33 protein-coding genes, 1 tRNA gene and 1 pseudogene are annotated in these 24,135 nt (G+C 32.2%); 18 read left to right on the top strand and 17 right to left on the bottom strand.

What is annotated here, in order from left to right; genetic code table 11:
* The first annotated feature begins 218 nt into the window (after positions 1-218).
* Positions 219-1,325 carry a magnesium-protoporphyrin IX monomethyl ester (oxidative) cyclase gene (gene acsF / locus SIB75_RS06705; RefSeq protein WP_269610202.1) on the top strand — a complete coding sequence of 369 codons (1,107 nt, stop codon included), beginning with the start codon at positions 219-221 and terminating at the stop codon, positions 1,323-1,325.
* Positions 1,326-1,340: 15 nt separating this feature from the next.
* Here acsF and SIB75_RS06700 read toward each other — a convergent pair whose 3' ends face one another.
* The 3 genes from SIB75_RS06700 to SIB75_RS06690 form a co-directional block, all read right to left on the bottom strand.
* Positions 1,341-1,727 (bottom strand): 2Fe-2S iron-sulfur cluster-binding protein, encoded by a 387-nt coding sequence (locus SIB75_RS06700; RefSeq protein ID WP_413390294.1) that lies wholly within the window; start codon positions 1,725-1,727, stop codon positions 1,341-1,343.
* 8 nt (positions 1,728-1,735) lie between these two features.
* Positions 1,736-2,071, bottom strand: a complete 336-nt coding sequence (locus SIB75_RS06695; RefSeq protein ID WP_413682532.1) for a hypothetical protein — start codon at positions 2,069-2,071, stop codon at positions 1,736-1,738.
* Positions 2,072-2,266: 195 nt separating this feature from the next.
* Positions 2,267-2,485 carry a hypothetical protein gene (locus SIB75_RS06690; protein ID WP_413682531.1) on the bottom strand — a complete coding sequence of 73 codons (219 nt, stop codon included), beginning with the start codon at positions 2,483-2,485 and terminating at the stop codon, positions 2,267-2,269.
* A gap of 136 nt (positions 2,486-2,621) precedes the next feature.
* Here SIB75_RS06690 and SIB75_RS06685 point away from each other — a divergent pair, with 136 nt between their 5' ends.
* Positions 2,622-3,482, top strand: coding sequence for an NAD(P)-dependent oxidoreductase (locus SIB75_RS06685; RefSeq protein WP_413682530.1), 861 nt, complete (start codon positions 2,622-2,624; stop codon positions 3,480-3,482).
* A 102-nt stretch (positions 3,483-3,584) separates the two neighbouring features.
* Entirely contained in the window at positions 3,585-3,713 is a 129-nt protein-coding gene (locus SIB75_RS06680; protein WP_413682529.1) for a hypothetical protein, read from the top strand.
* Positions 3,714-3,716: 3 nt separating this feature from the next.
* Here the strand turns inward: SIB75_RS06680 and SIB75_RS06675 are convergent, their stop codons facing one another.
* Positions 3,717-4,109 carry a hypothetical protein gene (locus SIB75_RS06675; RefSeq protein ID WP_413682528.1) on the bottom strand — a complete coding sequence of 131 codons (393 nt, stop codon included), beginning with the start codon at positions 4,107-4,109 and terminating at the stop codon, positions 3,717-3,719.
* Positions 4,110-4,204: 95 nt separating this feature from the next.
* On the opposite strand from SIB75_RS06675, the gene SIB75_RS06670 reads away from it, so the two are divergent.
* From SIB75_RS06670 to SIB75_RS06660, 3 genes are read left to right on the top strand one after another with little or no spacing between them, the layout of a single operon-like run.
* Positions 4,205-5,203: an ATP-binding cassette domain-containing protein gene (locus tag SIB75_RS06670; RefSeq protein WP_413682527.1), complete on the top strand. Its 999-nt coding sequence runs from the start codon at positions 4,205-4,207 to the stop codon at positions 5,201-5,203.
* Positions 5,200-5,997 (top strand): ABC transporter permease, encoded by a 798-nt coding sequence (locus tag SIB75_RS06665; protein WP_413682526.1) that lies wholly within the window; start codon positions 5,200-5,202, stop codon positions 5,995-5,997. The genes SIB75_RS06670 and SIB75_RS06665 overlap by 4 nt, the downstream gene beginning before the upstream one ends.
* 1 nt (position 5,998) lies before the next feature.
* Entirely contained in the window at positions 5,999-6,787 is a 789-nt protein-coding gene (locus SIB75_RS06660) for an ABC transporter permease (protein ID WP_413682525.1), read from the top strand.
* 58 nt (positions 6,788-6,845) lie between these two features.
* Here the strand turns inward: SIB75_RS06660 and SIB75_RS06655 are convergent, their stop codons facing one another.
* Positions 6,846-8,159, bottom strand: coding sequence for an NRAMP family divalent metal transporter (locus SIB75_RS06655; protein ID WP_413682524.1), 1,314 nt, complete (start codon positions 8,157-8,159; stop codon positions 6,846-6,848).
* Positions 8,160-8,308: 149 nt separating this feature from the next.
* Between SIB75_RS06655 and SIB75_RS06650 the strand changes: the two genes are divergently transcribed.
* Positions 8,309-8,815, top strand: a complete 507-nt coding sequence (locus SIB75_RS06650; RefSeq protein ID WP_413682523.1) for a josephin — start codon at positions 8,309-8,311, stop codon at positions 8,813-8,815.
* Positions 8,816-8,820: 5 nt separating this feature from the next.
* Here SIB75_RS06650 and SIB75_RS06645 read toward each other — a convergent pair whose 3' ends face one another.
* Positions 8,821-9,207 carry a phosphoribosyltransferase gene (locus SIB75_RS06645; RefSeq protein ID WP_413682522.1) on the bottom strand — a complete coding sequence of 129 codons (387 nt, stop codon included), beginning with the start codon at positions 9,205-9,207 and terminating at the stop codon, positions 8,821-8,823.
* Positions 9,208-9,527: 320 nt separating this feature from the next.
* Positions 9,528-9,695 carry a hypothetical protein gene (locus tag SIB75_RS06640; protein ID WP_413682521.1) on the bottom strand — a complete coding sequence of 56 codons (168 nt, stop codon included), beginning with the start codon at positions 9,693-9,695 and terminating at the stop codon, positions 9,528-9,530.
* A gap of 136 nt (positions 9,696-9,831) precedes the next feature.
* Here SIB75_RS06640 and SIB75_RS06635 point away from each other — a divergent pair, with 136 nt between their 5' ends.
* A complete protein-coding gene (locus SIB75_RS06635) occupies positions 9,832-10,119 on the top strand; it encodes a hypothetical protein (RefSeq protein ID WP_413682520.1) in 288 nt (95 codons plus the stop codon).
* Between the two features lie 4 nt (positions 10,120-10,123).
* Here SIB75_RS06635 and SIB75_RS06630 read toward each other — a convergent pair whose 3' ends face one another.
* A complete protein-coding gene (locus tag SIB75_RS06630) occupies positions 10,124-10,522 on the bottom strand; it encodes a DUF2862 domain-containing protein (RefSeq protein ID WP_413682519.1) in 399 nt (132 codons plus the stop codon).
* Between the two features lie 473 nt (positions 10,523-10,995).
* Between SIB75_RS06630 and SIB75_RS06625 the strand changes: the two genes are divergently transcribed.
* Both SIB75_RS06625 and SIB75_RS06620 read left to right on the top strand, forming a co-directional pair.
* On the top strand, positions 10,996-11,205 hold the full coding sequence (locus SIB75_RS06625; RefSeq protein ID WP_413390307.1) for a hypothetical protein: 210 nt from the start codon (positions 10,996-10,998) through the stop codon (positions 11,203-11,205).
* A 50-nt stretch (positions 11,206-11,255) separates the two neighbouring features.
* Positions 11,256-12,029, top strand: coding sequence for a sulfite exporter TauE/SafE family protein (locus SIB75_RS06620; RefSeq protein WP_413682518.1), 774 nt, complete (start codon positions 11,256-11,258; stop codon positions 12,027-12,029).
* 20 nt (positions 12,030-12,049) lie between these two features.
* Here SIB75_RS06620 and SIB75_RS06615 read toward each other — a convergent pair whose 3' ends face one another.
* On the bottom strand, positions 12,050-13,237 hold the full coding sequence (locus SIB75_RS06615) for a glycosyl transferase (RefSeq protein WP_413682517.1): 1,188 nt from the start codon (positions 13,235-13,237) through the stop codon (positions 12,050-12,052).
* 71 nt (positions 13,238-13,308) lie between these two features.
* Between SIB75_RS06615 and SIB75_RS06610 the strand changes: the two genes are divergently transcribed.
* From SIB75_RS06610 to SIB75_RS06590, 5 genes are all read left to right on the top strand, one after another.
* Positions 13,309-15,060: a sugar phosphorylase gene (locus SIB75_RS06610; RefSeq protein WP_413682516.1), complete on the top strand. Its 1,752-nt coding sequence runs from the start codon at positions 13,309-13,311 to the stop codon at positions 15,058-15,060.
* Positions 15,061-15,064: 4 nt separating this feature from the next.
* Positions 15,065-15,865 carry a mannosyl-3-phosphoglycerate phosphatase-related protein YedP gene (yedP, locus tag SIB75_RS06605; protein ID WP_413682515.1) on the top strand — a complete coding sequence of 267 codons (801 nt, stop codon included), beginning with the start codon at positions 15,065-15,067 and terminating at the stop codon, positions 15,863-15,865.
* The gene (locus tag SIB75_RS06600) at positions 15,862-16,872 is read left to right on the top strand and encodes a uridine kinase (protein ID WP_413682514.1); all 1,011 of its coding nucleotides are present in this window, start codon (positions 15,862-15,864) and stop codon (positions 16,870-16,872) included. Before yedP ends, SIB75_RS06600 begins: the two co-directional genes overlap by 4 nt.
* 139 nt (positions 16,873-17,011) lie before the next feature.
* Positions 17,012-17,389 (top strand): GIY-YIG nuclease family protein, encoded by a 378-nt coding sequence (locus tag SIB75_RS06595; RefSeq protein ID WP_413682513.1) that lies wholly within the window; start codon positions 17,012-17,014, stop codon positions 17,387-17,389.
* 91 nt (positions 17,390-17,480) lie between these two features.
* Positions 17,481-17,630: a hypothetical protein gene (locus SIB75_RS06590; protein WP_413684882.1), complete on the top strand. Its 150-nt coding sequence runs from the start codon at positions 17,481-17,483 to the stop codon at positions 17,628-17,630.
* Positions 17,631-17,656: 26 nt separating this feature from the next.
* Here SIB75_RS06590 and SIB75_RS06585 read toward each other — a convergent pair whose 3' ends face one another.
* Positions 17,657-17,938, bottom strand: coding sequence for a hypothetical protein (locus SIB75_RS06585; protein WP_413682512.1), 282 nt, complete (start codon positions 17,936-17,938; stop codon positions 17,657-17,659).
* A gap of 87 nt (positions 17,939-18,025) precedes the next feature.
* On the opposite strand from SIB75_RS06585, the gene SIB75_RS06580 reads away from it, so the two are divergent.
* The gene (locus SIB75_RS06580) at positions 18,026-18,865 is read left to right on the top strand and encodes an undecaprenyl-diphosphate phosphatase (RefSeq protein ID WP_413682511.1); all 840 of its coding nucleotides are present in this window, start codon (positions 18,026-18,028) and stop codon (positions 18,863-18,865) included.
* Between the two features lie 20 nt (positions 18,866-18,885).
* Here the strand turns inward: SIB75_RS06580 and SIB75_RS06575 are convergent, their stop codons facing one another.
* The 7 genes and pseudogenes from SIB75_RS06575 to SIB75_RS06545 all read right to left on the bottom strand — a co-directional run bounded on the left by SIB75_RS06575 (position 18,886) and on the right by SIB75_RS06545 (position 22,584).
* Complete coding sequence (locus SIB75_RS06575; RefSeq protein ID WP_413682510.1) at positions 18,886-19,089, bottom strand: hypothetical protein; 204 nt, start codon at positions 19,087-19,089, stop codon at positions 18,886-18,888.
* A 9-nt stretch (positions 19,090-19,098) separates the two neighbouring features.
* Positions 19,099-19,172 (bottom strand) — tRNA-Pro (locus SIB75_RS06570).
* Between the two features lie 34 nt (positions 19,173-19,206).
* Positions 19,207-19,539 carry a hypothetical protein gene (locus SIB75_RS06565; protein WP_413682509.1) on the bottom strand — a complete coding sequence of 111 codons (333 nt, stop codon included), beginning with the start codon at positions 19,537-19,539 and terminating at the stop codon, positions 19,207-19,209.
* A 39-nt stretch (positions 19,540-19,578) separates the two neighbouring features.
* Positions 19,579-19,743 (bottom strand): hypothetical protein, encoded by a 165-nt coding sequence (locus SIB75_RS06560; RefSeq protein ID WP_413682508.1) that lies wholly within the window; start codon positions 19,741-19,743, stop codon positions 19,579-19,581.
* The gene (msrA, locus tag SIB75_RS06555) at positions 19,743-20,492 is read right to left on the bottom strand and encodes a peptide-methionine (S)-S-oxide reductase MsrA (protein ID WP_413682507.1); all 750 of its coding nucleotides are present in this window, start codon (positions 20,490-20,492) and stop codon (positions 19,743-19,745) included. Before msrA ends, SIB75_RS06560 begins: the two co-directional genes overlap by 1 nt.
* 4 nt (positions 20,493-20,496) lie before the next feature.
* Positions 20,497-20,742 carry a hypothetical protein gene (locus tag SIB75_RS06550; RefSeq protein ID WP_413682506.1) on the bottom strand — a complete coding sequence of 82 codons (246 nt, stop codon included), beginning with the start codon at positions 20,740-20,742 and terminating at the stop codon, positions 20,497-20,499.
* 89 nt (positions 20,743-20,831) lie between these two features.
* Positions 20,832-22,584, bottom strand: a pseudogene (locus SIB75_RS06545) (ABC transporter ATP-binding protein).
* 74 nt (positions 22,585-22,658) lie between these two features.
* Between SIB75_RS06545 and SIB75_RS06540 the strand changes: the two are divergent.
* Together SIB75_RS06540 and trpD are read left to right on the top strand one after the other, a co-directional pair.
* Positions 22,659-22,970 carry a DUF3288 family protein gene (locus tag SIB75_RS06540; protein ID WP_413682505.1) on the top strand — a complete coding sequence of 104 codons (312 nt, stop codon included), beginning with the start codon at positions 22,659-22,661 and terminating at the stop codon, positions 22,968-22,970.
* A gap of 112 nt (positions 22,971-23,082) precedes the next feature.
* Complete coding sequence (gene trpD / locus SIB75_RS06535) at positions 23,083-24,120, top strand: anthranilate phosphoribosyltransferase (protein ID WP_413682504.1); 1,038 nt, start codon at positions 23,083-23,085, stop codon at positions 24,118-24,120.
* Positions 24,121-24,135 lie beyond the last annotated feature (15 nt).

The following is a 24,135-nucleotide window of genomic DNA, read 5'->3' as shown; positions in this document are numbered from 1 at the left end:
TTTTTTGCTAATTATTTAATTTAATGTGTGTTGAATTTCTATTCAAAATATTATTTATTTTGTGAATTTATTTTCTCTAAATTATAAAGAATTATTTTTATATACATTTTTTCAGCGTCTTCCTTGTCGTTTTAGGCAAAGCTCTATTACTACCTGATTAAAAATTCACCTTTTTTTCAAATTAAGACATACAATTATGTTCTTGCTTGAAAATTGGAATGACCGCAACAGCTTCTTCTTCCCCAAAACTAAGAGTTGATACACGCGGAACTAATGAGTTGCCGCCACATTTAGATGAAAACCTATTAACACCTCGTTTCTATGTAACCGAATTCAAGAAAGCAGCCAAGACAGAATTAACTGATGCGCGGGAAGAGTTTGAAGCAATGCTTTCAGAAATGAAAGCAGACTATAACTGCACTCATTTTGATAGGAAAGCAAGTCTAGATAGATTACAAGAATTACCTCAGAAGGCTAAAGAGACTTATGAGAGTTATTTAGTTAGATCAGTTATCTCTGAGTTTTCTGGATTCCTACTCTTTAAGGAGATTTCAAATCGTTTAAAAAAAGAGGGAAATAGAGATCTTGGCAAACTATTTCAGTTTTTAGCCAGAGACGAAGCTAGGCATGCAGGCTTTCTTAGCAGGGCATTAGTGGCAGAGGGTATTGAAGTGGATCTCCCTCATTTAGGTGGAAAAAGAGCAGCGACTTGGTTTCCAATTAGTTGGGTTATTTATTCTGTTTATCTTTCAGAAAAAATTGGTTATTGGAGATATATTTTGATGGACAGACATCTTAAAGCTAATCCAGGAGAAGCCTTTGCCCCTTTATTTGACTTCTTTGAACCATGGTGTCAAGACGAGAACAGACATGGCGATTGCTTTACTGTAATGATGAGATGCTGGCCTGGGATAACTAAAGGTTGGAGAGGTAAGTTATTGAGTCGTTTTTTCCTTTGGAGTGTATTTCTTACTCATACGCTTACAGTTTGTGAAAGAGGAGAATTTTATGAATTATTGGGCATAGAGCCTAAAGAATTTGATGAGGAAGTTATTAAAAGAACGAATCACACATCTAAGAATGCTTTCCCTTGGGTATTTAATCTTGAAGATAATAGATTTTGGGATTTAAGAAATAATATAATTGAAGCATTTAGAGCTTTTGTATCAACAAAAGGGATAGCCAAACCAGTTAAATTTATAAAATTTGTTTCTTTAATATTTCAGCAATTTGCTTTACCTATGGAGGCAACCAACGCATTAAGATATGAAAAGGATGTTAATTTTACTGGTGGAGATATTTTGAATTTTTGGACTGATAAGTAAGACTATTTAGAGCTTTTAAATATCAAATGGATTACCAGCTTGGGTATCCAGTCCTTTGAAATACTTTCCAAATTGAGCGTTATAGACTTCGTCTTCTTCTTGGGTCTCGCATTCCAGAGGCCCTATGGCTTTTGAAACGCATAACAAACCAAATCCTTTAGCTCTAAGCTCTTTAGATAAACCAATACAAGCTTCTTGATCCATTTCACCTGAAATTATCTTAACTGCGCACTCTGAGCAGCATCCGTTTCTGCAAGAGAATGGAAGTCTATCTCCGATTATTTCACCATTCTCATCCTTGGACTCGAAATTTCTCAAAATGTACTCACCTTCAGGAACCTCAAAGGAATATGTTTTCCCTTCCTGCTTGTGATGGATAGTTATTTTATGAACAGGTTTCATCAGTTTATTTATTTCTGAATTGCTATATCTTTTATCTCTGGTGGCTCAGGGGGCAAACTTGCATGCTCCCAAAGCTCATCGATATTGAGTTCTTTGTTCAACTTTTCTCCTCCAAAGCGAAGCTTTAGCCAAGCTATTGTTGTTGCATCTTCTGCTACAACAGCTTCATATCCTTCTTTCTCAGTGATATTGAACTTGCTAACTAACGAGGAATTTAGATACCACATAGGATAATCTGCACCTCTGCGATCCCTTCTCTCATGAAAGGATTCTCTTAATTGTCCATTACCCTGTAATTGGCCCTCTGGGGCAATAAGTACATTTAGGGCTTTGGTCTCTGACATTATTTAGGATCAGATATGTATTGATCTTAGGCTATATATTTCCTAGGACCTTTATTAAATAACTTTAGTAAAATGAATTGCATTGACGCAACTAGTTTGATAGATCTTCACAAGATTTTCCTATTATCTGTCAGTAATTTATCTAATTATTTAAAGAGGTAAATATATTTTTTCTCTTGATTAAAAATTATTTATTTAAGCCTCTTTTTTGGGAGCCTCAGCCTTTGCTTTAAGAGCTTCAGCTTCAGCTGCTTTCTTTGCTTCTTCAAAATCAATTCTGTTTTGTAGTTGCCCTGAAGCTCTCATCCAATCATTAACTGTAGCTTCCTTGCCAGCGGCTTCACATTCCTCTTGATACTTCAAGAATGGATACCAATGATGAGTTGCATTCTTGGAATCTGTAAGATTAGTCAATTTCTTAAGTATTCAATGAATTAATTATCGCATCATATTTTCTTCTTTTGGTGGCATATTAATTTTTTATAGTAATAGTTCAAACCCTTGTTGTACTTATTAATCTTAGTTCGTTTTAAATGAAAATTCGATTTTGATGAAATTAGCTTTCATTGGTCTTGGCGCTATCGGGAAGCCCATGTCTGAGCGACTCATTGAAAATGGCTATCATTTGAATTTATATCAGAGAACTAAACCAAATAAGGACGATAAAAGAAAATATTTTGTTAACCCTAGAGAAGCTATTACTGGCTGCGATGGCCTGTTGATTTGCGTTACTGATGATAATGCGGTTGAATCTGTTCTATTTGGTGATAACGGAGTAGCAGAAACACTAAAGCCAAACTCTTTTGTAATTGATTTCTCTACTATAAGTCCTAATAAATCTATTTTTATTCACAAAGAATTAAGCAAGAAAAATATTTTATATGTTGATTGTCCAGTCTCTGGGGGAACAGAGGGAGCTCATAAAGGTTCACTCTCATTGTTCATTGGTGCATGCAAAAAAGAGTGTTTATCTTTTAAACATATATTTGAAGTCCTAGGTAAATCAATTAATTACTTTAATGGAGTAGGTAAAGGTCAACAAGTCAAAGCTCTTAATCAGATATTAGTTGCAGGAACATACGCAGCAGTAGCCGAGGCAATGGAACTAGGAAAATTGCTTGAATTGCCCATGGATGAAGTGGTTGCTGCTTTAAAAGTTGGAGCAGCAAATTCTTGGCCATTAGAAAACAGATCAAAAGCAATGTTGATTGATAAACATCCATTGGGATTTAAATTAGAGTTGCATCATAAGGATTTATCTATTGCGATTGATCTAGCTAAATCTATAAATATTGATTTGCCAATTGCCTCTAGAGTAAAAGAAATCGAGCAAAGATTGATGCATGATGGCTTAGGTGAACTGGATATTTCTGTACTGCATAGATACATCTCAGGAGTAAAAAAAAGATGACTAGAGTTACTGCTAGTATTAGCTTTATGTAAATCATTTATTTACAAATTAATACCTATATGCTAGACTAAGAATTAGTTGATAAATTATTTAGATTAAGTTATGAAGCTAGAAAAGCAGCATGCAAAATTAATAAAGTTACAAACCAAAGCTGAGTCTTGTATGTCTCGTGACGAGGCTCGGAAGATTATTCGCAAGGCTGAGAAAGCTCAATCAAAGATTTCAGGATAGTTGCTAATTTAATAAGTCATTAAACATTATTCCTTCATGTTTTTTGAATTTAACACTCCAAAGTTTGGAACAAATTGATTTTAATTCCTCAATTAAAGTATCTGTATCTCCGTTATTAATCCAGTTAGATTTTATAACAGGTATATTTTTATGCATACTTTCAAAACTAATTTCGGCTAGTAATAAACCAGTTTTATCGTTTGATATTTTTAGACTTCCTTCAGTAGTTCTTTGAAATAACCTTAGTAATAAATCAAGTATTATCTTTTCGACTTCTTTTTTAGACGTTTGACTTAAAATATCAACTTCAGCACAATTTTTTCCTCCAAGAGGCATTAATCTTTTATTATTTTGCTCTGCAAGAGCTATCGCTATTACATATTTTTGTTCTTCCATTTAGTTTTAAAACCTATAGTTTTTTCTTTACTTTGATTTTATCTGCTATGTAGGCAAAAATGTTTTATCTTAATGTTGAAGCTTTTGAAAATTAATTGCACAATAATCCTAATGACTTGATCGTTGTAGATCAGCTGAGTAAATATTATCGAGTTGCAAACAAACAGCCGGGTTTTAAGGGTACTCTTAAGCATTTTTTCGATCGAAAGACTTATGACGTCCCTGCAGTAACTGATATAAGTTTTAAAATCTCACCGGGAGAAGTAGTCGGATTTCTTGGGGCTAATGGAGCTGGTAAAACCACATTATTAAAAATGATGTGTGGTCTTATTCATCCATCGACAGGGTTAGTTGATGTTGGTGGTTTCTCTCCTCAAAGAAGGCAAACGGCTTTTCTAAAGGAGATAACTTTGGTTATGGGGCAAAAGCAACAGTTGATTTGGGACCTTCCTCCCATGGATTCTTTGTATGTAAACGCAGCTGTATATGGTTTGTCTGACCACGAAGCAAAGGTACGAATTAATGAATTAGCAGAGATGCTTGAACTAGGAGAAGAACTTACAAGACCTGTCAGAAAGTTGTCGTTGGGACAAAGAATGAAATCTGAAATTCTTGCTGCCTTATTGCATAAACCATCTGTCCTTTTTTTAGATGAACCTACTCTTGGTCTAGATGTAAATGCTCAAGCTAGAGTTCGTAGTTTTTTATCTGAATACAATAAAAGAACTGGTGCGACAATTTTGCTAACTAGTCATTACATGGCTGACATAACAGCATTATGTCCAAGAGTTATTTGTATTCATAAAGGAAAGCTTTTTTATAATGGTGACCTTGATTCACTGGCTAATTCATTATCACCCTCAAGAGAGGTAAAAGTTGAATTGAAAAATCCATGTGCAATTGAACAATTTGAAAAATATGGTGAGATTCAAGATTTAAATGATCGTTTTGTATGTTTATTAGTTTCAAGGGATAAGTTGACAGATGTAGTAAGTAATCTATTAACTGATTTTGATATTATCGATTTAGAGATTAGTGATCCTCCTATTGATCAATTAATAGGAGAATTATTTATTAAAGGTGAAGTCAATTGAGAATATTTGGATTGTCTTTCAAGGTTATTAAGACCTTACTTACAACACAATATGCATACATGTTGGAATATCGCATCGAAATAGCTTTATGGGCTCTATCTGGAGTACTACCATTTATTATGTTTTCTCTTTGGAGTCAAAATGATGTTGGGAACTCATTTGGTCTAAATGATATAGGGTTGGCAAGATATTTTTTAAGTGCTTTTCTAGTTAGGCAATTTTCAGTTGTTTGGGTTGTTTTCTCGTTTGAGGAAGATTCTCTTTCTGGTCGATTATCTCCATATTTGCTGCAACCTTTGCACCCTCTATTTAGATATGTAGCTTCTCATTTGGCAGAACAGGCAACAAGACTTCCTTTCGCAATAGCCATAGCTATTACTTTTTTTATATTAAATCCATCATCTTTTTGGCTTCCCTCACTACCTCAATTGTTTTTGGCGTACTTATCAACTCACTTTGCTTTTACTATCGCTTTCCTTCTTCAAAGTTTAGTCGCTGCACTTTGCTTCTGGACTGAAAAATCTAGTGCTCTTGAGAGATTAATGTTTGTTCCTTATCTTTTTCTTTCTGGTTTATTAGTACCTTTATCAGCCATTCCTTCTAACGTTCTAAAAGTAGCAATGTTAACACCATTTCCCTATCTAATTAATTTTCCAGCAAAGATTTTATCAGGGATGCCAGTTGATATCTTTAATGGGTTTTTAGCTCAGATTTTGTGGATTTCAATACTGGTCCCTTCTGTAAATAATCTCTGGAAACTTGGTGTAAAAAGATATACAGCAATGGGAGCCTAATATGCAGCGTTACTTTAAAACTATTAGATTATTTTGGTCTACAGCATTTGCTTCTCAACTTGAATATCAACTAAATTTTTTGATTGAGTTGCTAGCTATGTTAGGAACTCTTTTGGGAAGTGTATTTATATTATCCCTTTTTTTTACTGGAGGAAGGCAATTAGGAGATTGGACTTGGGAATCAGCCTTAGTTATTCAGGGTGTTTATACATTTCTTGATGGTTTAACGAATGCTCTTTTACGACCAAATTTAACCGAAATCGTTAATTACGTTAGAGAGGGTACTCTCGATTATGTTTTATTAAAACCAATTGATAGTCAATTTTGGCTATCAGTTAAAAAGTTTTCTTTTGCAGGATTGCCTGAAATTATTTTAGGACTTTCAATTGTTTTTTGGGCGGCTATCCAATCAGGTTCAACTTTTTCAATTTACTCATTATTTGTATTCATTATTTCCTTATTAATTGGTTTTATTATCCTTTATTCTGTTTGGTTCCTAATTGCTGCATCAAGTATTTGGTTTGTTAAGACATGGAATGCTACAGAAGTTCTTAGAGCTTTGTTAGCTGCAGGTAGATACCCTATTTCAGCTTATCCTGTTATTTTGAGATTCATATTTACTTTGGTTTTACCTGTAGCTTTTTTAACCACTTTTCCTGCTGAGGCAATTCTTGGAGAACTTAAATTTAATATTTTATTTTTTGGCCTAATATTAAGTAGTTTATTTTTTATTTTTAGTAGACTCTTCTGGAAATTTGCTCTTAAACATTATACTTCTGCCTCAAGTTAATTATTTAATTAATTTCATTAACTATTTTTTATTTTAACGATATTTATAAATTATGAGCTTATTGTCCAATACCAAAGAAAGAATTGAATATGAATAATAAACTAAAGACCGAGAGGTATGAAATCCCAAACCAGCAAATTGTTTTTAGAACAACTCCATAACGAAATTGACTTTTTACTAATGAGCTATTCATTGTATCCATAGCCATCCAGGCAAACAAAGGAGCTGTCAGGAAACTACCGGTCATAGCACCGAAAACATAGTCTTTAACTCCAATTCCTCCAGATTTGGCAATAAGAAGTGCACAAAGTGATGCAAAAACATGAAAAATGATCCATTTTTTTAAACGTTTTTTTTCAGTCAAAGTAGAGTTATTTCCCTTGTCTGATCGAGCTATCAAGCCATGAGCTGATGAGATGCTCCTGGGATATGCATCTAGACATGTAAGCGTAGTGCTAAACATTGCAGCAAAAGCTGCTGGTACAATTATCCACTTTGCCCACCCACCAATGGATTCTGTATACAAGCGGATTAAATTTTGAGCAAAACTAACTCCTGATCCTGTTAGCATTTCATCGCCAGTGCCATACATTGTGTATGCACCAAGAATTAGAAAGAAAATTGCAGTTAAAACAGTGACGAAATATCCAAGATTGAAATCGAATTCTGCTTCTTTTAAAGTAGCGGTGTGATCCGTCTCTTTGGCTCTTGAAAACATCCATAATGATGGCCATATACAAAGCTCTACTGGACCAGGCATCCAACCCATAAGAGGAATTAGAAAACCAAGGTTTGAGAGAGTCCAGGGAGATGGACTGCTATTCAAGAATGAAATATTGATATCTCCAGCAGGGCCTTTAATAAGTAAAGATATAACAGCAAAAAATGTTAATAATGTAAGCAAAAATACAAGAATTTTAGATATCCTATCAAGGGCTTTGTATTGACCTATAAATAATATTAATGAACATACTATTAGTATACCTATAGCTAAATCTAATGAAGGAAAGGATGAAAAAATTACTATATTTTTTAAAAGCAGACCCGTAACAAAACTAACTGCCGAAATGGTAAACGTACCTGTAATTAATCCAACAATTAAATATATTGGTAAATATAATTTATTACGTTTTTGAAATCCCTCTAAAAGCGATAGTCCCGTAACAGCTGTAAATCTTGTACCTACAAGTAAAAATGGATATTTGACTAGATTTGTTAATAAAATAAGTCCAATAAGCGAAAATCCAAACTTGGCTCCCGCTGTAGTAGATGACATCAGGTGAGAACCGCCTATACATGCCGCAGCTAAAAGGATTCCAGGGCCAAGACTTTTTCTATAACCATTGGATTTACTAGGGTCTACTCTTTCCATATTTTTGAGAAACTTTTTTCATTTTTGCAATAAAAATAATTTTTTCAATTTAAGTACATAAAGATTATTATTTTATAGGTAGATACTTTTTTATTAAATTCCCTTATTCTAAGTTCTATTTATTGCCTAACTTCTATAGTATTTAATAAATGACTAAATCTGTTAATCTATATTTGGCATCAGGAGTATTTAAAGGAGTTGGTTTTTGGGTCGTTAACTTTACTGAGGAGGAGAATATTTTTAATTCTCTTGGTAGTAAATTACTTGAGTGCTATAGAAAAGAATTATTTGGTCTTGACGGAGCTATTGAGGTTAAGGGAGCAATTAATACAACATTAGATATCCTATGTTTAGATTCGAAATATGATCAATATAAATTAGATAATTACAATACAGGTTATTCTTCCGAGATTCCTATTAATACCATAGAGGATATCTTTGATCTATGGGCATATAATTATAGTAATCCAACTCTATGGAAAAAATATATAGGTTTATTGAATTTAAGAAAAAAAATAAAAACAAATAATAATTATATTAATATAGGTTTAAAAGGAGATACTTATGAATTTGCTATGAAGTTAGATGGATTATTGAGTTTTAAGCCCATTAATTCATCATCTAGAAAAGATAGAAGTAATGAATTAATGTGGTAAAAAGTTTAATGTCTAGATTTGCAATATCTCTTTCTATCTATATCAGCTAAATTTATATTTTCCCAAGGAAAAACAATCCATTCCTTATCTTTGATGTATTTATAGGTATTCCACCATGTTGGTTGTTTTTTGCTAATCCATACATGAGTTTCTGCACCTTTTAAATGCTTTATTTTCTCTAGAGTGTATCCAGTGTCGTAAATATCATCAACTATTAGAGAATTATTTTTAGGCTTGTCTAATAAGGGAAGTCCAAGTGAATGACTTAGTGCAACGGCAAGACATAGTCCACCCCTAGGGAAACCATATACTCCCTCAAATTTTTTGTTTTTGCAACCCATAGATATGTAATATATGCATTCATCAAAATCTATCCAATTTAACTTTTTCATTTATAGGTTATTTATATTTATTCTTTACTCTTAAGATATAATTTCTAAAACTTCCTAGATAAACTGTAATAACCCATAAAGCCCCCTATAGTAAGTATTCCAGCTATTGGAGCTGATAGATTTAAAGGTGTCGCCCATTCATGAACCATCAAGGAAGCCAACATAATTAATGATTATTAGATAAATCTCAAAATACTACATTTAATATTGTTTTGTTATTTTAGTTTGCAATAATTCACAACTCTTTTGTTTTATTCAATATTGATTTTGTTTTAAATGTATTTATTTTATAGATATAAATATTTTTTCTTTGATTTTATCTACGAATCATTTTTATCATTGCTTTCGAAAAATTTGGCTACTTGTGCATATATTTTTCCAAACAGCCATGAAATAGCTATTAGTCCAACAATACCTAAAATTATTGTTAATGCTGATATGCCTGCATCATTTGGACCATAATTTATAGCTGGGTCAAATCCTTCCACGATGATTTTAATTCATTTTCTCCATATTAATATTTTTTTGAATCACTATCTGATTTTTAACTTTTTTGAAATCTGAATATATCAAATTCGCTTATAGTTGAACTATGTATAATAAATATTATCATAAATTATATTTATGCAGTGGGAATATCATGTAGTCCATCTAAACATTGATGATTCATCAAGTAAACATGAAGAAGCAAGCAATCCCGAGGCTGCAAGCGAAAAACTTAAAGGTTCACTGAGTCCAGATTTCCTTAAAGATCAATTTCCCGAACAATATCAGGAAAATGTAGGTTCCGAGCACCCTGCTATGCAACTAAGTAAATTTCTAAATAAAAAGGGCCAGGAGAGATGGGAACTTTCAGAAACAATAAAAATTGGAAAAATGTTATTTCTTATCATGAAACGGCAAGTTGATTAGCAGTTTAAAAAATATCTTTCATCGTAAATATCAACCAGTTAATTAGATTTATTGGATTTGCTATCGTTTTAATATTCCTATTCCCATTTATCTCGTAAGCCAGTTTATATTTTCCTAGTATAAGATTACTATTTTGGGGATTGTAATATTTATTTGACTCTTCCAAGCTATATTCTTTCCTTGTTTGTTCATTTAACTCGGTGTTGAATATCCAAATTTTTATATTATCTTCAGTCATTAATACATATCCAATACCCATCCCATCTGTCATTTTGTAATCAACAATTTCTCCATTTATCTGTTTTGGTAATGTATCCAATAATTTGTTTGGCAATAGTTTTTCTATTTTTGACTTATCTACTATTATCTTTGCCCCAATTGGTATTAGTGGATTTACTTCCATTATGAATAACTTTAGATTTTACTAAATTAACATATTTTTTGAATCAATGAATTAACTATTCATCTAATAACAAATTTTTATATGCTGGAAAGCCTATTTTTATTTTCTTCTTATTTTAATCTCTTTAAAAACCTTTGCTTTCGTTTTTGTTTTCCACTTCCCCCCTTTCCACAGCTTCTTCTTTTGAATAATTTATTTTTATATAGTTAATTCCAATTATCGTTAGTCTTATAAAGACAAAAGACGTAGCTAGGAATCCGATTAAGATAAAAATTGATAAAAGGTCAGACCCTAGATCTATTTCAGATAATTTGATCATGTGAATAATCTATACTAATTTATTTAATCTCTTATAAATCGAATTTTAATTCAAAATCAAATTCTAAATAAATTTTAATTTATATTGGTTACAAGACATCCGTAGAAAAATTTTTCTAATGGATGCATAACTGAAATAGGAATATAAATTGAAAATGAATCAAACTCAATTTAAAATCCCACTCGCGAGCTTAAGACCTTACACAGTTCATTATAGAAACTGTGATAATCAACGTCTTGAGAATTGCTTTTATGCATGTGATGCATATGAAGCAAGATTACTTGCAATGGAATTTAATAGGTATATTCATGAGCACCCAAATTGTATCGACCTTATTAGAAGGGAAATGATTAAGAATATTTAGATCAAAACATATGAAATAATTTTTGTATAAAATATATCATATAGATTTATATGTTAAGTAATGATATTATTTCTCAAATCCTTTTGGGATTTATATCATTTTTATCTAATTTCATTTCTGCGTTATCTGGAGGTGGTGCAGGCTTAATACAACTTCCGGCTCTCATATTCTTTGGTTTACCTTTCTCAAAAGCCTTGGCAACTCACAAAGTTGCTAGTGTTGCATTAGGTTTTGGGGCTTCAGTACCACACTTAAAGAAAAATAACTTACAAATAAAATATGCTTTTTTGATATTAATTTCGGGTTTGCCTGGCGTTTTATTAGGAGCTTATACTTCCTCAATTTTACCTAATAATTTTTCAACTACCTTATTAGGTTTTTTGACTTTGTTTCTTAGCTTTTACTCAATTAAGCAGAAGAAACTTGGCAGTACAAATAAAAAAATTCGAATTAATAAGTTAAGGATAATAATTGGCTCATTAGGCCTTTTTATAATTGGTTTCTTCAATGGTTATCTTTCTTCTGGTACTGGACTATTTGTGACGATTTGGATGATAACAATATTTGATTTGTCTTTTTCTTTAGCGGTTGCTTATACCTTGATTTTTGTTGGAATTTTTTGGAATGGTATTGGTGCACTCTCTTTAGGATTTAAGGGAAATATTATTTGGAGCTATATCCCTGTCTTGATTTTAGGTTCACTTCTAGGTGGGTACTTTGGAGCTTATTTTTCTATAATTAAAGGGTCCAAATTTATTAAAGTTGTTTTTGAATTAGTTTCTTTTTCTGTTGGAATTTCATTACTAATTAAAGGCTTTTTATGAGTATTAATTTGTTACTGCTTTTATGCGCATCCAGCCTTTTCTAAATCATCTTGTAATTTACTTTCACAGTCTAAAACCCTTGCCCAGCATGGCAATTGTTGCTTGACAGGTGATTCCAGGAATTTACTTATTGCTGGTCTTAATAGTTTTCCAAAAGTATGAACTGCTAGCTCTTCTTTATGTCGACTGTAGGGCAATTGATTAACTGAGGAATCTAAACTAAATTGTTTTACTCTGTCTTCTCCTGCTCTTCGATATAAAACTTCCAAGTTTGCTAATTGAGAACTTGTAAGGGTTCTTGCTTCGTGTTCCATTAATCCTCTTAAAACGCTGGAAAGAATTTCCGTGGACATTTTTTGGAGACCTTCATTAGCCTTTGAACCTATTTCTTTGTGCTTATGGTCGAAAATACCCAGATCAACTTGTGCGATTCTTGATATCCTTACGTTTTTATAAACCTCTGATAGAAGCCCTATCTCTAACCCCCAGTCACATGGAATTCTTAAATTCATTGCCAAGTCTGTAGTAAAAGCAAACTCTCCAGCCAGTGGATATCTAAATGACTGTAAATATTGAAGGAATTGTGCATTCCCCATCAATTGTTCCAAGCTTGATAGAAGTGGACCTACAAATAATCTCGTAGCTCTCCCTTGAAGTGCATTTGTTTCAAGAGATAGACGGCTGTAAAAAGCTTTCACATACGAAATCCCATTTGATTTTTCTAGTAAAGGACCCAACATTCTTGCTGGATAATTAGAATTGAATGTTCTGATATCAGCATCGAAAAGTGCTACGACTTCTGAACTTTTCGTTGCAACACCAACTCCTTGCCAGACTGCCCATCCTTTCCCTGGAACACCTAATAGATCTAAACCATTTTTCTCTTGGTCTTTTAGCAATTCAATAACTTTTGGACTATTAGTCCATTGGACGTGAACTGGATATGGCATTTCTCTAAAGAAATCTCTTGCGCTCTCGACTTCGTCCCGATTACTAGCAGATAGAGCTATGACTAGCTGATTTAAATTTTTTAATTCTTTTAATGTAGTTCTTATAAGTTTTAAGGCTGGCCTACTGAACTCATCAAATAGGCATGGAATAAGTATTGATGTTGGCCGTTTTAAGAGGTCTTTATTTAATTGAGTTACTGGATCTTTTGCCAGTCCATACTCATGAATAGTTGTGATTAAACCCTGCTGAAAGTCCATTCAAGAAAAAAGTTTTACAGATTCAAGGTGGGAGCTACGATGAGGTAGAGAAGATTGTTTTCCTTTAAAGAGTGTCTGAGTTGGATAGTGAATTAGATGAGCTGAGATTGTCTCTCAGAGAAATTTATCCTGAGTACTCTGAACAAGAAATCAATTCAGTGTGGTCACAATTGTTGCAGATTCTCGATCCATTTCGTGTTATCAAGAACAATAAAGAATTAGAGATCGGATCAATTTGGGATTCTTCTAGTGTTGTTTTGATCACTTACCCAGATTCAATTTATAGGAAAGACGAATCAACTTTAAAAACATTAACTGAATTCGTAAAAAATAGATTAAGTGGTCTTTCTTCAGTCATACATGTTTTACCATTTCTCCCTTCTACAAGTGATGGCGGATTCGCTGTCTCTAATCATGAAAAAATTGATGATGCTTTTGGGAATTGGAATGATTTAAAGGAATTATCAAGTAAGCACAAAATAATGGCAGATCTTGTTTTAAATCATGTTTCTTCTTCTCATCCATGGGTTCATCAATTTATAAAATCAGAGGATCCTGGTAAGTCGTACATAGTTGCTCCTTCTGATACTGATATTTGGGAAAAAGTTATAAGGCCTAGAAATTCATCTCTATTCACTGACGTAAATACTAATCAAGGCTTTAGGAACGTTTGGACAACATTTGGACCAGATCAAATTGACGTTGATTGGAAAAATCCACATATTTTTCTTGAGTTTTTGAAACTATTAGTTAGATATATATCTAATGGAGCCGAATGGATTAGACTTGACGCAATTGCTTTTGTTTGGAAGGAGCCATATACGACTTGTTTACATTTAGATCCAGTACACTCAATAGTTAAGCTTTTAAATAAATGCTTGAAGATCATTAAGCCTTCGGCAGTATTAATTACTGAGACTAATGTTCCAGAAAAAGAAAATCTTTCTTATTTGATTGATGGGAATGAAGCCAATCTTGCTTATAACTTTACTCTACCTCCTTTATTATTAGAAGCTATTTATACCGGTAAAACTGATTTATTAAATAATTGGTTATCTCATTGGAATGAGTTGCCAAGGGATACGTCTCTGCTCAACTTTACTTCTTCACATGATGGTATTGGCTTAAGAGCATTAGAAGGAATTATGGACGATAATAGAGTCCATAATCTATTGGTTGAATCAGAGAAACGCGGAGGATTAGTTAGTCATCGTCGGCTGTCAAATGGAAAAGATCAACCTTATGAATTAAATATTAGTTGGTGGAGTGCGATGTCTAACGAAGCTCCTGATAATACGCTATTTCAATTTGAACGTTTTTTGCTAAGTCAACTTTTTACTTTATCTTTAAAAGGTGTTCCAGCTTTTTATCTCCCAGCTGTATTAGCCTCTCCTAATGATCTTGATTCTTTTAGAAAAACAGGGCAAAGAAGAGATTTAAATCGAGAAAAATTTGAGGCAAATAAATTACTTGAAGCACTTAAGAACTTTGATTCTCCAGCTAGTAAAAATATTTCATACCTTACTCATATAGTTAAAGTCAGGTCAAGACTTAAAGCTTTTCATCCGGAGGCGAGTATGAAATGTATTTCTACAAATATAGCTAATTGTGTAATTATTCAAAGAGGTTTGGCTGAAGAAAGTGTCTATGTTATTTGTAATATGTCCCATGAATTTTTAAGTATTTCTCCATTAAATGAAATCAATTCATTAGAATTAAGTTCTGATAAACGTTTACTTGATAATATTACTGGCTCTTATTTAAATACTAATATTTTCAAACTTAATCCTTATCAAGTAGTTTGGATTACATTAACTGATTAGCCTTATGAAAAATAATTCTAAATATTGGATAGTTACAGATCTCGATGGAACATTAATGGATGATGATTACGATATTGGTCCTGCAAGAAAAACATTAAAAATGTTAACGGAACTGAATATTCCTGTAATACCATGTACAAGTAAAACTGCTTCTGAAGTTAGATACTTTAGAAAAGAGAATGCATTGAGAGATCCTTTTATTGTTGAGAATGGAGCGGCTATTTATGGGCATTATGACCAGAATTCGTCAGAATGGGAATTGATTCTTGGAAAAAGTTATACGGAATTAAAAATTATATTATTTAATATATCCGAAAATGTTAACTACCACTTAACTCCATTAAATGATTTAAGCAAAAATCAAATATTTGAACTTACTGGTTTATCTGATCAAGGTATTACTAGAGCCTTAGATAGGCGATGGAGTGTTCCTTTCTTAAATCCTCCTGATGAGATTTTTGATAAAGTAAAGCTTATTTGTGATTCTTATAATGTTCATGTTTTTAAAGGAAATAGAATGAGTCATTTACTTTCTAGTGAAAGTCATAAAGGTCAAGCTGTTAACAAATTAAAAGTTTATCTACAGAACAACGATGTAAAGATTATTGCACTTGGTGATTCGCAAAATGATCTCCCCTTACTTGAATATGCTGATATATCTATTGTTATTCCTGGTAAAAATGGTCCAAATAAGTATTTACAGAATGGTATTAATAACGGCTCCTTTCGATTGGCAAATGCTCCTCACGCAGAGGGTTGGTCAAATAGTGTTGAGGATGTTATTAATAATTTAAAGGATTTATGAAAAATAAAGATAGTAATTATGATATTAATGATATTTTCCCAATGGATATAAGGGATGATTTCCTTTTCCCTTTAGATACATATCGTTTATTTCTTGAAGGATTGTCTATTACACCTTCAGCTTTTTATTCAAAATGGTCTGATGTTAATGTTCTATCTATTATTGATAAATATTGGAAACCAAATCAAAAATCAGATTGGAAATGGTCCTTAACATTTCCATTTTTTTCGCTTTTAGAAAATTATATAAATACTATTAATCAACCAATAGTAATAGGTTTTTCAGGGCTTCCTGGATCAGGTAAATCTACTCTTGGATTTTGGATTGATAATGTAGCTAGAGAACTTTCTTTAGATATTAAAGTTATATCTTTGGATGATTTTTATTTACCTGCCCAAGAAATGGATTTTGCCATGAAGGGTAATCCATGGAATGTTCCAAGAGGTTTTCCAGGTAGTCATTCTTTAGATTTATTGCATCAATCTTTAGATGTCTTTTTGAAAACAGGTATTCTTAGGAGCCCCACTTTTGATAAGTCTTTAAGAGATGGAAAAGGAGATCGATCAGGTTGGTGCGAATTAAAATCTAAAATCTTAATTCTGGAGGGATGGTTCGTAGGCTGCGAACCTGTTTCAGATTTAAATAATATAGATAGCTTATCTGAAGATAAATTCAATTTGTCTTTGAGTCAGGATGAAAAAGATTATCGTAGTTTGATTCAAGAATCTCTTATTAAATATAGTAAAATCTGGAAAAAGTTCGATAAAATATGGCATCTTAAATCTTCTCATTTTAATAATACAATTTTGTGGAAAACTCAACAAGAGGAAGAAATGATTAAAATAAAAGGCTCTGGATTGAAAGGTAATAACTTGACAGATTTTATACGTATGATTCAATCTTCGATTCCACAACAATCTTTATCCTTTATTAATGCCGATACCACAGTTCAAATTAATCAACATCGAAGGATTGATAAATTATTGACTACTAAATATCACTTTTGATATTATCTATATTAGTTAAATAGTATATTTGATTGTAATTTAGTTCTTGATATATTATTTTATCTTTTGTTAAATTTGTATGCTTTATTTTTTTTCCAGTCTATCATAATTAAATATAAATCTTACTCATGCTTATATAATGGCTTCCTATGTCTATTTAATTCGAAATGGTGATTTATTCAATATAGGTTCTACTAACAACCTAGAAAGAACAAGAATTGATTTAAGACCAGGCGAATTGATTGCATTTTTAATCACAGATAACCCCGAACCACTGATTAAAAATCTAAGGAAAACTTATGCTGACAATAGATTACCTGGCTCAGATTATTATCGACTAGCAAATTCTCAGGTCAAAGAATGCACTTCTGTTCTAGAGAGCGATGGATCGAATAATTATTTTCAACCTTTTTTAAAGGGTCCTAGTTTATTTATATTCTTTATTTTTTCTTGGTTTTTAGTAACTTATTTTATTATAGAGTTTGTTGTAAATCCTGTCCTCAGTCGGTTTAGCTAATTTTTACTCTTTTTTATTTAATAGATTAAGGATTTTTATAGAATTTTGAATTCACAAGTAAGATTTTTTTTGGTAGATTAAAGTTTATAAATTGATTAAGAGTCGTTTGAATTTATCTAATTTCTTGATTTTTGTAGCAGTACCTTTTGTTTTGTCTGCTGTTTTTTTTGGCACTAAGAATGGATATTACAACAGTGATGACTATGAAGGAGATGGCTGTGCACATGACGTGCAGAGATAATGATTTTACTGTTTTAGATTGACCATCTAATTATTTTGATTTTCGATGCATGTCCACTTGCTATCAAATTGCCAGACAGGTTTGTAAATAGCATCCTCAATTTTTTTTCCCGCTTCCATACATAATTTCTTACTCCCAATTGGGATCGCAAATAGTGATGGACTTGTGATTCCACTAACTTGTGGTTTCCCTCCAGGACCTTGCCTATAACTTCCTATTACAAGCCAGTAATCTGCTTTAACCTTTCCTTGTAAGCCTAATAATGAGGTTATAACAATAATTAATGAGAATATAATTTTATTTCCCATGATTTATTTTTATTTTAATAATTATATCTATAATAATTGAAAATTTCAAGAAATTAAGATGTCTTGTGTTTTTAGTCTTTTATAGAAATGTCTAATGAACTTCATCCTTTTTTATTTATTTACTTCAAATCTTTATTGTTAGGGATTATTCAAGGTTTTACTGAGTTTCTTCCAATTAGTAGTACGGCTCATTTAAAAGTCTTTCCTCATCTTTTTGGTTGGATTGATCCAGGGGCCTCGTTTTCTGCTTCTCTACAATTAGGTAGTGCATTCGCTATTATTTATTACTTTAGAGAGGAGATTGGTGTAATAATTAATTCTTTTTTCTCCATTTCTACGCATCCGTCGGTTTCCGAAGATGATAATAAACGACTTGCTAACTATATTATTTTAGCAAATATTCCTATATTTTTTGTAGGCTTTTTTATTAAATTTTTTTGGCCAGATTTCTCAGATTCCAATTTTAGAAGTTTGTTTTTCATAGCTATGATTTCTATTTTTATGGCTCTATTACTTGCAGCTTCTGAAATTTATGGTAAGAAGAATAAATTATTTTCTGATATTAATTTACGAGATGTAATTTTATTAGGTATTTTTCAATCTCTCGCAATATTTCCTGGAGTTTCAAGATCTGGTATTACTTTAACTTCAGCTTTGTTTTCTGGTGTTGAAAGAAAAACGGCAGCAAGACTCTCTTTTTTAATAGGAATTCCAGCTATTTCGATCTCAGGGTTTGTTGAATTTTTTACTATATTAACAACATCATCTTTAATAGATATTCTTCCTATTATTATTGGTATTATATCTTCCTTTCTTTCTTCAATATTTGCTATTGACTTATTTCTTAAGTTTGTAGCTAAAAACAATACTTTTGCGTTTGTTTATTATCGTTTAGCCTTTGGAGCTTTAATATTATCAACTTTATGAAATTTATTTTGCTATTATTATTAGTCTAGTATTGAATATGATATTGATTTAACTTTGATGAAGTTTTTACCTGATTTATTCATGGTTTCTTTCGGGGAGATTGATATACCACCATTAGTCTTTGCGTTAATTATTTTTTTAACTTTCTTCGTTTTTTTAGCAGTTCTTATCAGTACGACAAAATTAATCCAATCTTTAGTCAACGATTCTGATTCGTAATACATCTGATTTTATCGGAACGGCGGGATTTGAACCCACGACCCCCACTACCCCAAAGTGGTGCGCTACCAAGCTGCGCTACGTCCCGTTTTTTTAAATTATCACAAGGTCTTGTAGCTATTTTAAATTTTTGATGATTTCCATTTAATTCTTTTCTTAGACTTTCTAGTTATTCGCTTAATGAGTGAATTCCTATTTTCATTAGAATAACCATGAACTCCTAGCCTTTTAGCCGTTAATCTTAACTCGTAGATATTCATCTTTGAGAGTTTTAATTCAGTGTTTTTTTTCCAGGCATCCCCCTCGTTTGGCAATATACCGTTATGTTGCGATACTTCGAATGTATAGATTAATTCAGCTAAGTATTCTGGAACAATAACAATTAAAATCGCAAGAATATTGTATAAATTTATTCTCGCTTTTTCTAAATTCTTTTCTAATTTATTATTTTTCATATGCTTTTATACTTTTAATCAAAGGTAAAACACAGATGTTTAGCCTGGATATGTATATTCTGTATCTAACGAACTATCCATCCATTGAATTGTTTTTTCTTGTTCAATTCTCTCGGATTTAAAACTAAAGACTAGAAAAAATACTAATAACAAAGTTGCTACTATAATCAGCAAAACAGTTCTGTCTGGTAATTGATCATTCATTATAAATTGGAATCAATAGGTGTATTATCTCCTCTTAGAATACAATGACTTATATCCCAATTATAGTGAGACCATATCTTTTCATTTAATTTAAAGTTTGAACCATTAAAGTCTTTGAGTGTTACTTTTGTTGGCATTGCTGAGCAATATGGTCTGCTACCTGGCTTTGCTAAATATTGTTGATGATAATCTTCAGCAAAATAGAACTTAATATCTTTTTCAATCTCAGTAGTGATTAATCCAAAGCCTTTTTTTTGTAATTCTTTTTGGTAGCTATTTTTACTTTCCATTGCCTTACTTATTTGATCTTTGCTTGTTGTGTAAATCACAGATCTGTACTGGCTTCCAGTGTCATTACCTTGACGATTTCCTTGTGTTGGGTCATGGCATTCCCAAAATAGTTTTAATAAGTCGCTTAGATCAATTTCACTATTATTCCAAATAACTCTAACGACTTCTGCATGCCCAGTTAGACCAGTACATACATCTCTATAGCTTGGTTCCTTTTTCTCTCCACCAGCGTATCCTACTGCTGTTGTGATTATTCCTGGTAGTCTCCAGAAACCTTTTTCCGCCCCCCAAAAACATCCACATCCAAAAAGTATTTCTTCCTCATTATCTTTAAGTTTAGCTAAAAGATCATTTCTTAATATTACATGGATCACTTTCTTATTTTGTTTTTCTATACTATTAGTCGAATATAGCTTATCAATTATCATTGTTAAATATTCGCTTATTTTTTTAATCATAATTTTAATTTATTGTTTCTATTTTTATATGATTAATTAATGTAGTAACAAATGAAAATAATAAGAAAGGAAGGCTTAAAACAAGGATTAATCCAACTCCTAAGAGAGCAAAAATTGGTCTAGACGATCCCATAAGTGCAAGGCCTGCAGCAAGACTTACAAAAATAACACCCATCCATGCAAGGATTTGTATGTATATATCACCAAATGCAAGGTCGCAAATAAGTTTATATTTTGTTAATGCGCTCATGATTTAATAAATATTTAAATGAATAAAATTGTTTTTCTATCTTATCTCTAAATTAATTTGTATTGATTAAAAAAAATAATAAGTAATGATTAATCATTTGATTGAAGTTGCTCTTTAGCTTTTTCTCTTTCCCACATGCTTCTATACAAACCGTCTTTCATAATTAAGAATTGATGAGTGCCTTCCTGTACAATTTTCCCTTCGTTCATTACTAATATACGATCACACGATGCTGCAGCTGATAGTTGATGACTAATCATTAATACAGTCTTATTATATTGGCTTTTTATTGTTTGAAGTATTGCCGAGGCAGTTTTATTGTCGACACTTGCTAAGGCATCATCAAGAACGATTATTTTTGAATTTACCAATAATGCTCTACTCAAAGCTGTTCGTTGTCTTTGTCCACCGCTTAGAGTTATACCTCTTTCGCCGACAAGTGTTTTAAACCCATCAGGAAAACCTTTTATGTCATCTGTCATTCTGGCTTCGTTTGCTGATTCTTGAACTTTCTCTAGTGAAGCTTTTGGATTTCCGTATCTAATATTTTCTGTAAGAGTTTCAGTAAAAAGATATCCCTCTTGAGGCACTAAAGCGATATTGCTTCTTAGCTGTTTGAGTTTTAAATCAGTGACATCATTGTCGTCTAAAAATAATGTCCCTTCATTAATATTTATCATTCTTCCTAAAGCTCTTGCCAATGTGGTTTTTCCACAACCTACAGGTCCCACTAAAGCAACTATTTCTCCAGGGTTTATTTTAAAAGAAATTTCATCAAGTATTTTCCTAGGAGAATCTTCATACTTTATTGATAGATTTCTTGCTTCTAATTTGCCTGAAATAGCTTTAGATATGTTGACCGTCTTATCTTTATCTTTGATCAATGGTTCATGGTTTAATAGCTCTTCTACTCTTTCTAAACTTACTTGGCCTAATTGAAACGTATTAAGCGTAAAACCTAATAAGGCTGTAGGAAAAACTAGTCTTTCTACATAAAGAATTAAAGCCACTAATCCCCCCACTGTAAGACTTCCGCTGCTTAGTTGGCTGCTCCCGATTGCAATAAGTAAAAGTAAAGAAATGGAGGATAAACCTTGAAGAAGTGGAAATAAAGTACTTGCAGTTCTAGCAAGGTTAATAGCCGCATCTCTATATCGAATATTTAATTTCTCAAAGGCTTTTTGTTCAGCTTTTTCTTGACCATAAATTTTAATTGCGCTAATTCCAGATAGATCTTCTTGGATTAATTCACTCAATTCTGATAATGCTTTTTGTTGTCTTTTTCTTTGTTTAACCATTCTTCCACCAAATAATCCAACGGTGCCAAGTAAAATTGGATAAACAGATATGGCAAAAAAAAGTTAAGAGTGGGTTTATTGAAAGCATCGCTGGCAATGTGAATGTGTATGCCAAAAATGTGTTTGTAAGACTAAGAACAGTAAAGCCAAGCAATCTTCGAATATTTTCTAAATCGCTAGTAGCTCTTGTTATGACTTCTCCAGTCCCTATGGTTTGAACCCACCCAGGATCTTGTTCCAGCATGCGATCAAATAATTTCTGTCTTAATGAAACTTCTACTTGTCTACCAACCCCAAATACTAGTTGCCGTGATATCAACCTTGCTCCGCCCATTAGTGTTGCTAAGAGTATGAGCCATGTCGACTTATTCAAGACATATGGAAATGTAAATCCTTCCTTTAGATCATCAACGATATTTCTAACTTCCATTGGAATGACAACACTTAGAATATTTACAAAAATCAGACAGAATGCTCCTACTATAAGTTCCTTTTTGTGAGGTCTCAAATAATTTTTTATTTGGTCTAGTCTTAATGCAGCCATTCTTTTATTATTGTGCTCATTAACTTAGGCAATATAAGCCCATAGACGTGAGCTAAATCCAATTTAACTAATTTATGAACGAGGCTCAAAATCATCCGCTTTATACCACTGATCGAGAAAACCTTGATCGTTTATGTGCTATCAATTCTCCAACTTCTAATAATTTTGTTGAACTAGCAAGATTAATAATTCGCTATCAGGATTTCAGAGGTGCTGAAGATCTTAATTCTGATATGGAAAAATTATTAAAAAAATGGTGCATTAATAAAGAGAAATTAGAGGAAATAACAAGAAAAATTTGGTCAGATGGCTTTCGTCCTTCAAGTCATTCAAGTCCTGATAACGTTGGTTCTGGATTTGATACGTCAGATTCCTCTCAATCTTAATGTTAGGAATTTATTTTTTTATTTAAATAACTTCTACAGTTGATATATTGGTGATTAAGTTATAAAAAATATTCTGCCTGGAATGTATAGCATCCAGACATTTTTCTGATAAATGACCCCATTAAATCCTATAACTTTTTCAGCAATTCTTGAATCACTTCTTTCATCCAATGAGTTAACTGATGAGCAATCTAATTATTTAATGAATTCATGGCTCGAAAATAAAATTGAACCAGTTCAAACGGGAGCATTCTTAGCTGCATTTAGATCAAAGGGAGTCTCTGGTGATGAACTTTCGGCAATGGCAAAAATACTTCAAAATGCCTCAATAACTCCATCTGACCTTCCATCTTTTGATTTGGTTGATACCTGTGGAACTGGTGGTGATGGAGCTAATACATTCAATATCTCTACAGCAGTTGCGTTTGTCTCTGCTGCTTTAGGAGTTAAAATTGCAAAACACGGAAATCGAAGTGCAAGTGGGAAGGTCGGTTCGGCTGACGTATTAGAAAATTTAGGATTACCTCTAAAGGTTTCTTCGGAAAAAGTTGTTGAAGCTTTAAAGAATTTGGGAATTACATTTCTTTTTGCCCCTTCTTGGCATCCTTCATTGGTAAATCTTGCTCCGTTGAGAAAAAGCTTAGGAGTAAGAACCATTTTTAATTTATTAGGTCCATTAGTTAACCCATTTAGGCCAAGGTCTCAGGTATTAGGAGTGGCCAAGGCTGATTTGCTTGATCCAATATCTATAGCTTTAAAAGGGATGGGGCTCAAAAGAGCTGTAGTGGTTCATGGTGCAGGTGGCCTTGATGAGGCTTCATTGGCTGGACCTAATCAATTTCGTTTCTTAGATAAAGATATTATTAGATCTGAAAGTATTAATCCTAGTGATCTTGGACTTACTGAAATTTCTAATGAAAGTTTAAAAGGTGATGATTTGAATACTAATTCCCAAATTTTAATGTCTTTACTTAAAGGTGAAGGAAATATGCATCATAAAGAAGTCATAGCATTAAATACCGCTTTAGTTTTATGGGTTTCAGGAGCAGAAGATGATTTGTCTTTAGGTGTCAAACGAGCATTAGATTGTTTGAATACAGATAAATCATGGCTTCTTTTTAAGCAGTTAAAAGACTTTTTAACTACCTAATTCATTTAATCTAAT

Origin of the sequence: Prochlorococcus sp. MIT 1011, from assembly GCF_047305235.1 — a bacterium.
In the GTDB taxonomy this organism is placed as follows: Bacteria; Cyanobacteriota; Cyanobacteriia; order PCC-6307; family Cyanobiaceae; genus Prochlorococcus_B.
The sequence above is the reverse complement of the archived record's forward strand: the minus strand, read 5'-3'. Positions and strand labels throughout refer to the sequence as shown.

What these genes read in the sequence shown, in the direction of transcription:
- acsF (WP_269610202.1), top strand. Translation starts at nt 219, where the DNA reads ATGACCGCAACAGCTTCTTCTTCCCCAAAACTAAGAGTTGATACACGC.
- SIB75_RS06700 (WP_413390294.1), bottom strand. Translation starts at nt 1,727, where the DNA reads ATGAAACCTGTTCATAAAATAACTATCCATCACAAGCAGGAAGGGAAA.
- SIB75_RS06695 (WP_413682532.1), bottom strand. Translation starts at nt 2,071, where the DNA reads ATGTCAGAGACCAAAGCCCTAAATGTACTTATTGCCCCAGAGGGCCAA.
- SIB75_RS06685 (WP_413682530.1), top strand. Translation starts at nt 2,622, where the DNA reads ATGAAATTAGCTTTCATTGGTCTTGGCGCTATCGGGAAGCCCATGTCT.
- SIB75_RS06680 (WP_413682529.1), top strand. Translation starts at nt 3,585, where the DNA reads ATGAAGCTAGAAAAGCAGCATGCAAAATTAATAAAGTTACAAACCAAA.
- SIB75_RS06675 (WP_413682528.1), bottom strand. Translation starts at nt 4,109, where the DNA reads ATGGAAGAACAAAAATATGTAATAGCGATAGCTCTTGCAGAGCAAAAT.
- SIB75_RS06660 (WP_413682525.1), top strand. Translation starts at nt 5,999, where the DNA reads ATGCAGCGTTACTTTAAAACTATTAGATTATTTTGGTCTACAGCATTT.
- SIB75_RS06655 (WP_413682524.1), bottom strand. Translation starts at nt 8,159, where the DNA reads ATGGAAAGAGTAGACCCTAGTAAATCCAATGGTTATAGAAAAAGTCTT.
- SIB75_RS06650 (WP_413682523.1), top strand. Translation starts at nt 8,309, where the DNA reads ATGACTAAATCTGTTAATCTATATTTGGCATCAGGAGTATTTAAAGGA.
- SIB75_RS06645 (WP_413682522.1), bottom strand. Translation starts at nt 9,207, where the DNA reads ATGAAAAAGTTAAATTGGATAGATTTTGATGAATGCATATATTACATA.
- SIB75_RS06635 (WP_413682520.1), top strand. Translation starts at nt 9,832, where the DNA reads ATGCAGTGGGAATATCATGTAGTCCATCTAAACATTGATGATTCATCA.
- SIB75_RS06630 (WP_413682519.1), bottom strand. Translation starts at nt 10,522, where the DNA reads ATGGAAGTAAATCCACTAATACCAATTGGGGCAAAGATAATAGTAGAT.
- SIB75_RS06625 (WP_413390307.1), top strand. Translation starts at nt 10,996, where the DNA reads ATGAATCAAACTCAATTTAAAATCCCACTCGCGAGCTTAAGACCTTAC.
- SIB75_RS06620 (WP_413682518.1), top strand. Translation starts at nt 11,256, where the DNA reads ATGTTAAGTAATGATATTATTTCTCAAATCCTTTTGGGATTTATATCA.
- SIB75_RS06615 (WP_413682517.1), bottom strand. Translation starts at nt 13,237, where the DNA reads ATGGACTTTCAGCAGGGTTTAATCACAACTATTCATGAGTATGGACTG.
- yedP (WP_413682515.1), top strand. Translation starts at nt 15,065, where the DNA reads ATGAAAAATAATTCTAAATATTGGATAGTTACAGATCTCGATGGAACA.
- SIB75_RS06600 (WP_413682514.1), top strand. Translation starts at nt 15,862, where the DNA reads ATGAAAAATAAAGATAGTAATTATGATATTAATGATATTTTCCCAATG.
- SIB75_RS06595 (WP_413682513.1), top strand. Translation starts at nt 17,012, where the DNA reads ATGGCTTCCTATGTCTATTTAATTCGAAATGGTGATTTATTCAATATA.
- SIB75_RS06585 (WP_413682512.1), bottom strand. Translation starts at nt 17,938, where the DNA reads ATGGGAAATAAAATTATATTCTCATTAATTATTGTTATAACCTCATTA.
- SIB75_RS06580 (WP_413682511.1), top strand. Translation starts at nt 18,026, where the DNA reads ATGTCTAATGAACTTCATCCTTTTTTATTTATTTACTTCAAATCTTTA.
- SIB75_RS06575 (WP_413682510.1), bottom strand. Translation starts at nt 19,089, where the DNA reads ATGTATTACGAATCAGAATCGTTGACTAAAGATTGGATTAATTTTGTC.
- SIB75_RS06565 (WP_413682509.1), bottom strand. Translation starts at nt 19,539, where the DNA reads ATGAAAAATAATAAATTAGAAAAGAATTTAGAAAAAGCGAGAATAAAT.
- SIB75_RS06560 (WP_413682508.1), bottom strand. Translation starts at nt 19,743, where the DNA reads ATGAATGATCAATTACCAGACAGAACTGTTTTGCTGATTATAGTAGCA.
- msrA (WP_413682507.1), bottom strand. Translation starts at nt 20,492, where the DNA reads ATGATTAAAAAAATAAGCGAATATTTAACAATGATAATTGATAAGCTA.
- SIB75_RS06550 (WP_413682506.1), bottom strand. Translation starts at nt 20,742, where the DNA reads ATGAGCGCATTAACAAAATATAAACTTATTTGCGACCTTGCATTTGGT.
- SIB75_RS06540 (WP_413682505.1), top strand. Translation starts at nt 22,659, where the DNA reads ATGAACGAGGCTCAAAATCATCCGCTTTATACCACTGATCGAGAAAAC.
- trpD (WP_413682504.1), top strand. Translation starts at nt 23,083, where the DNA reads ATGACCCCATTAAATCCTATAACTTTTTCAGCAATTCTTGAATCACTT.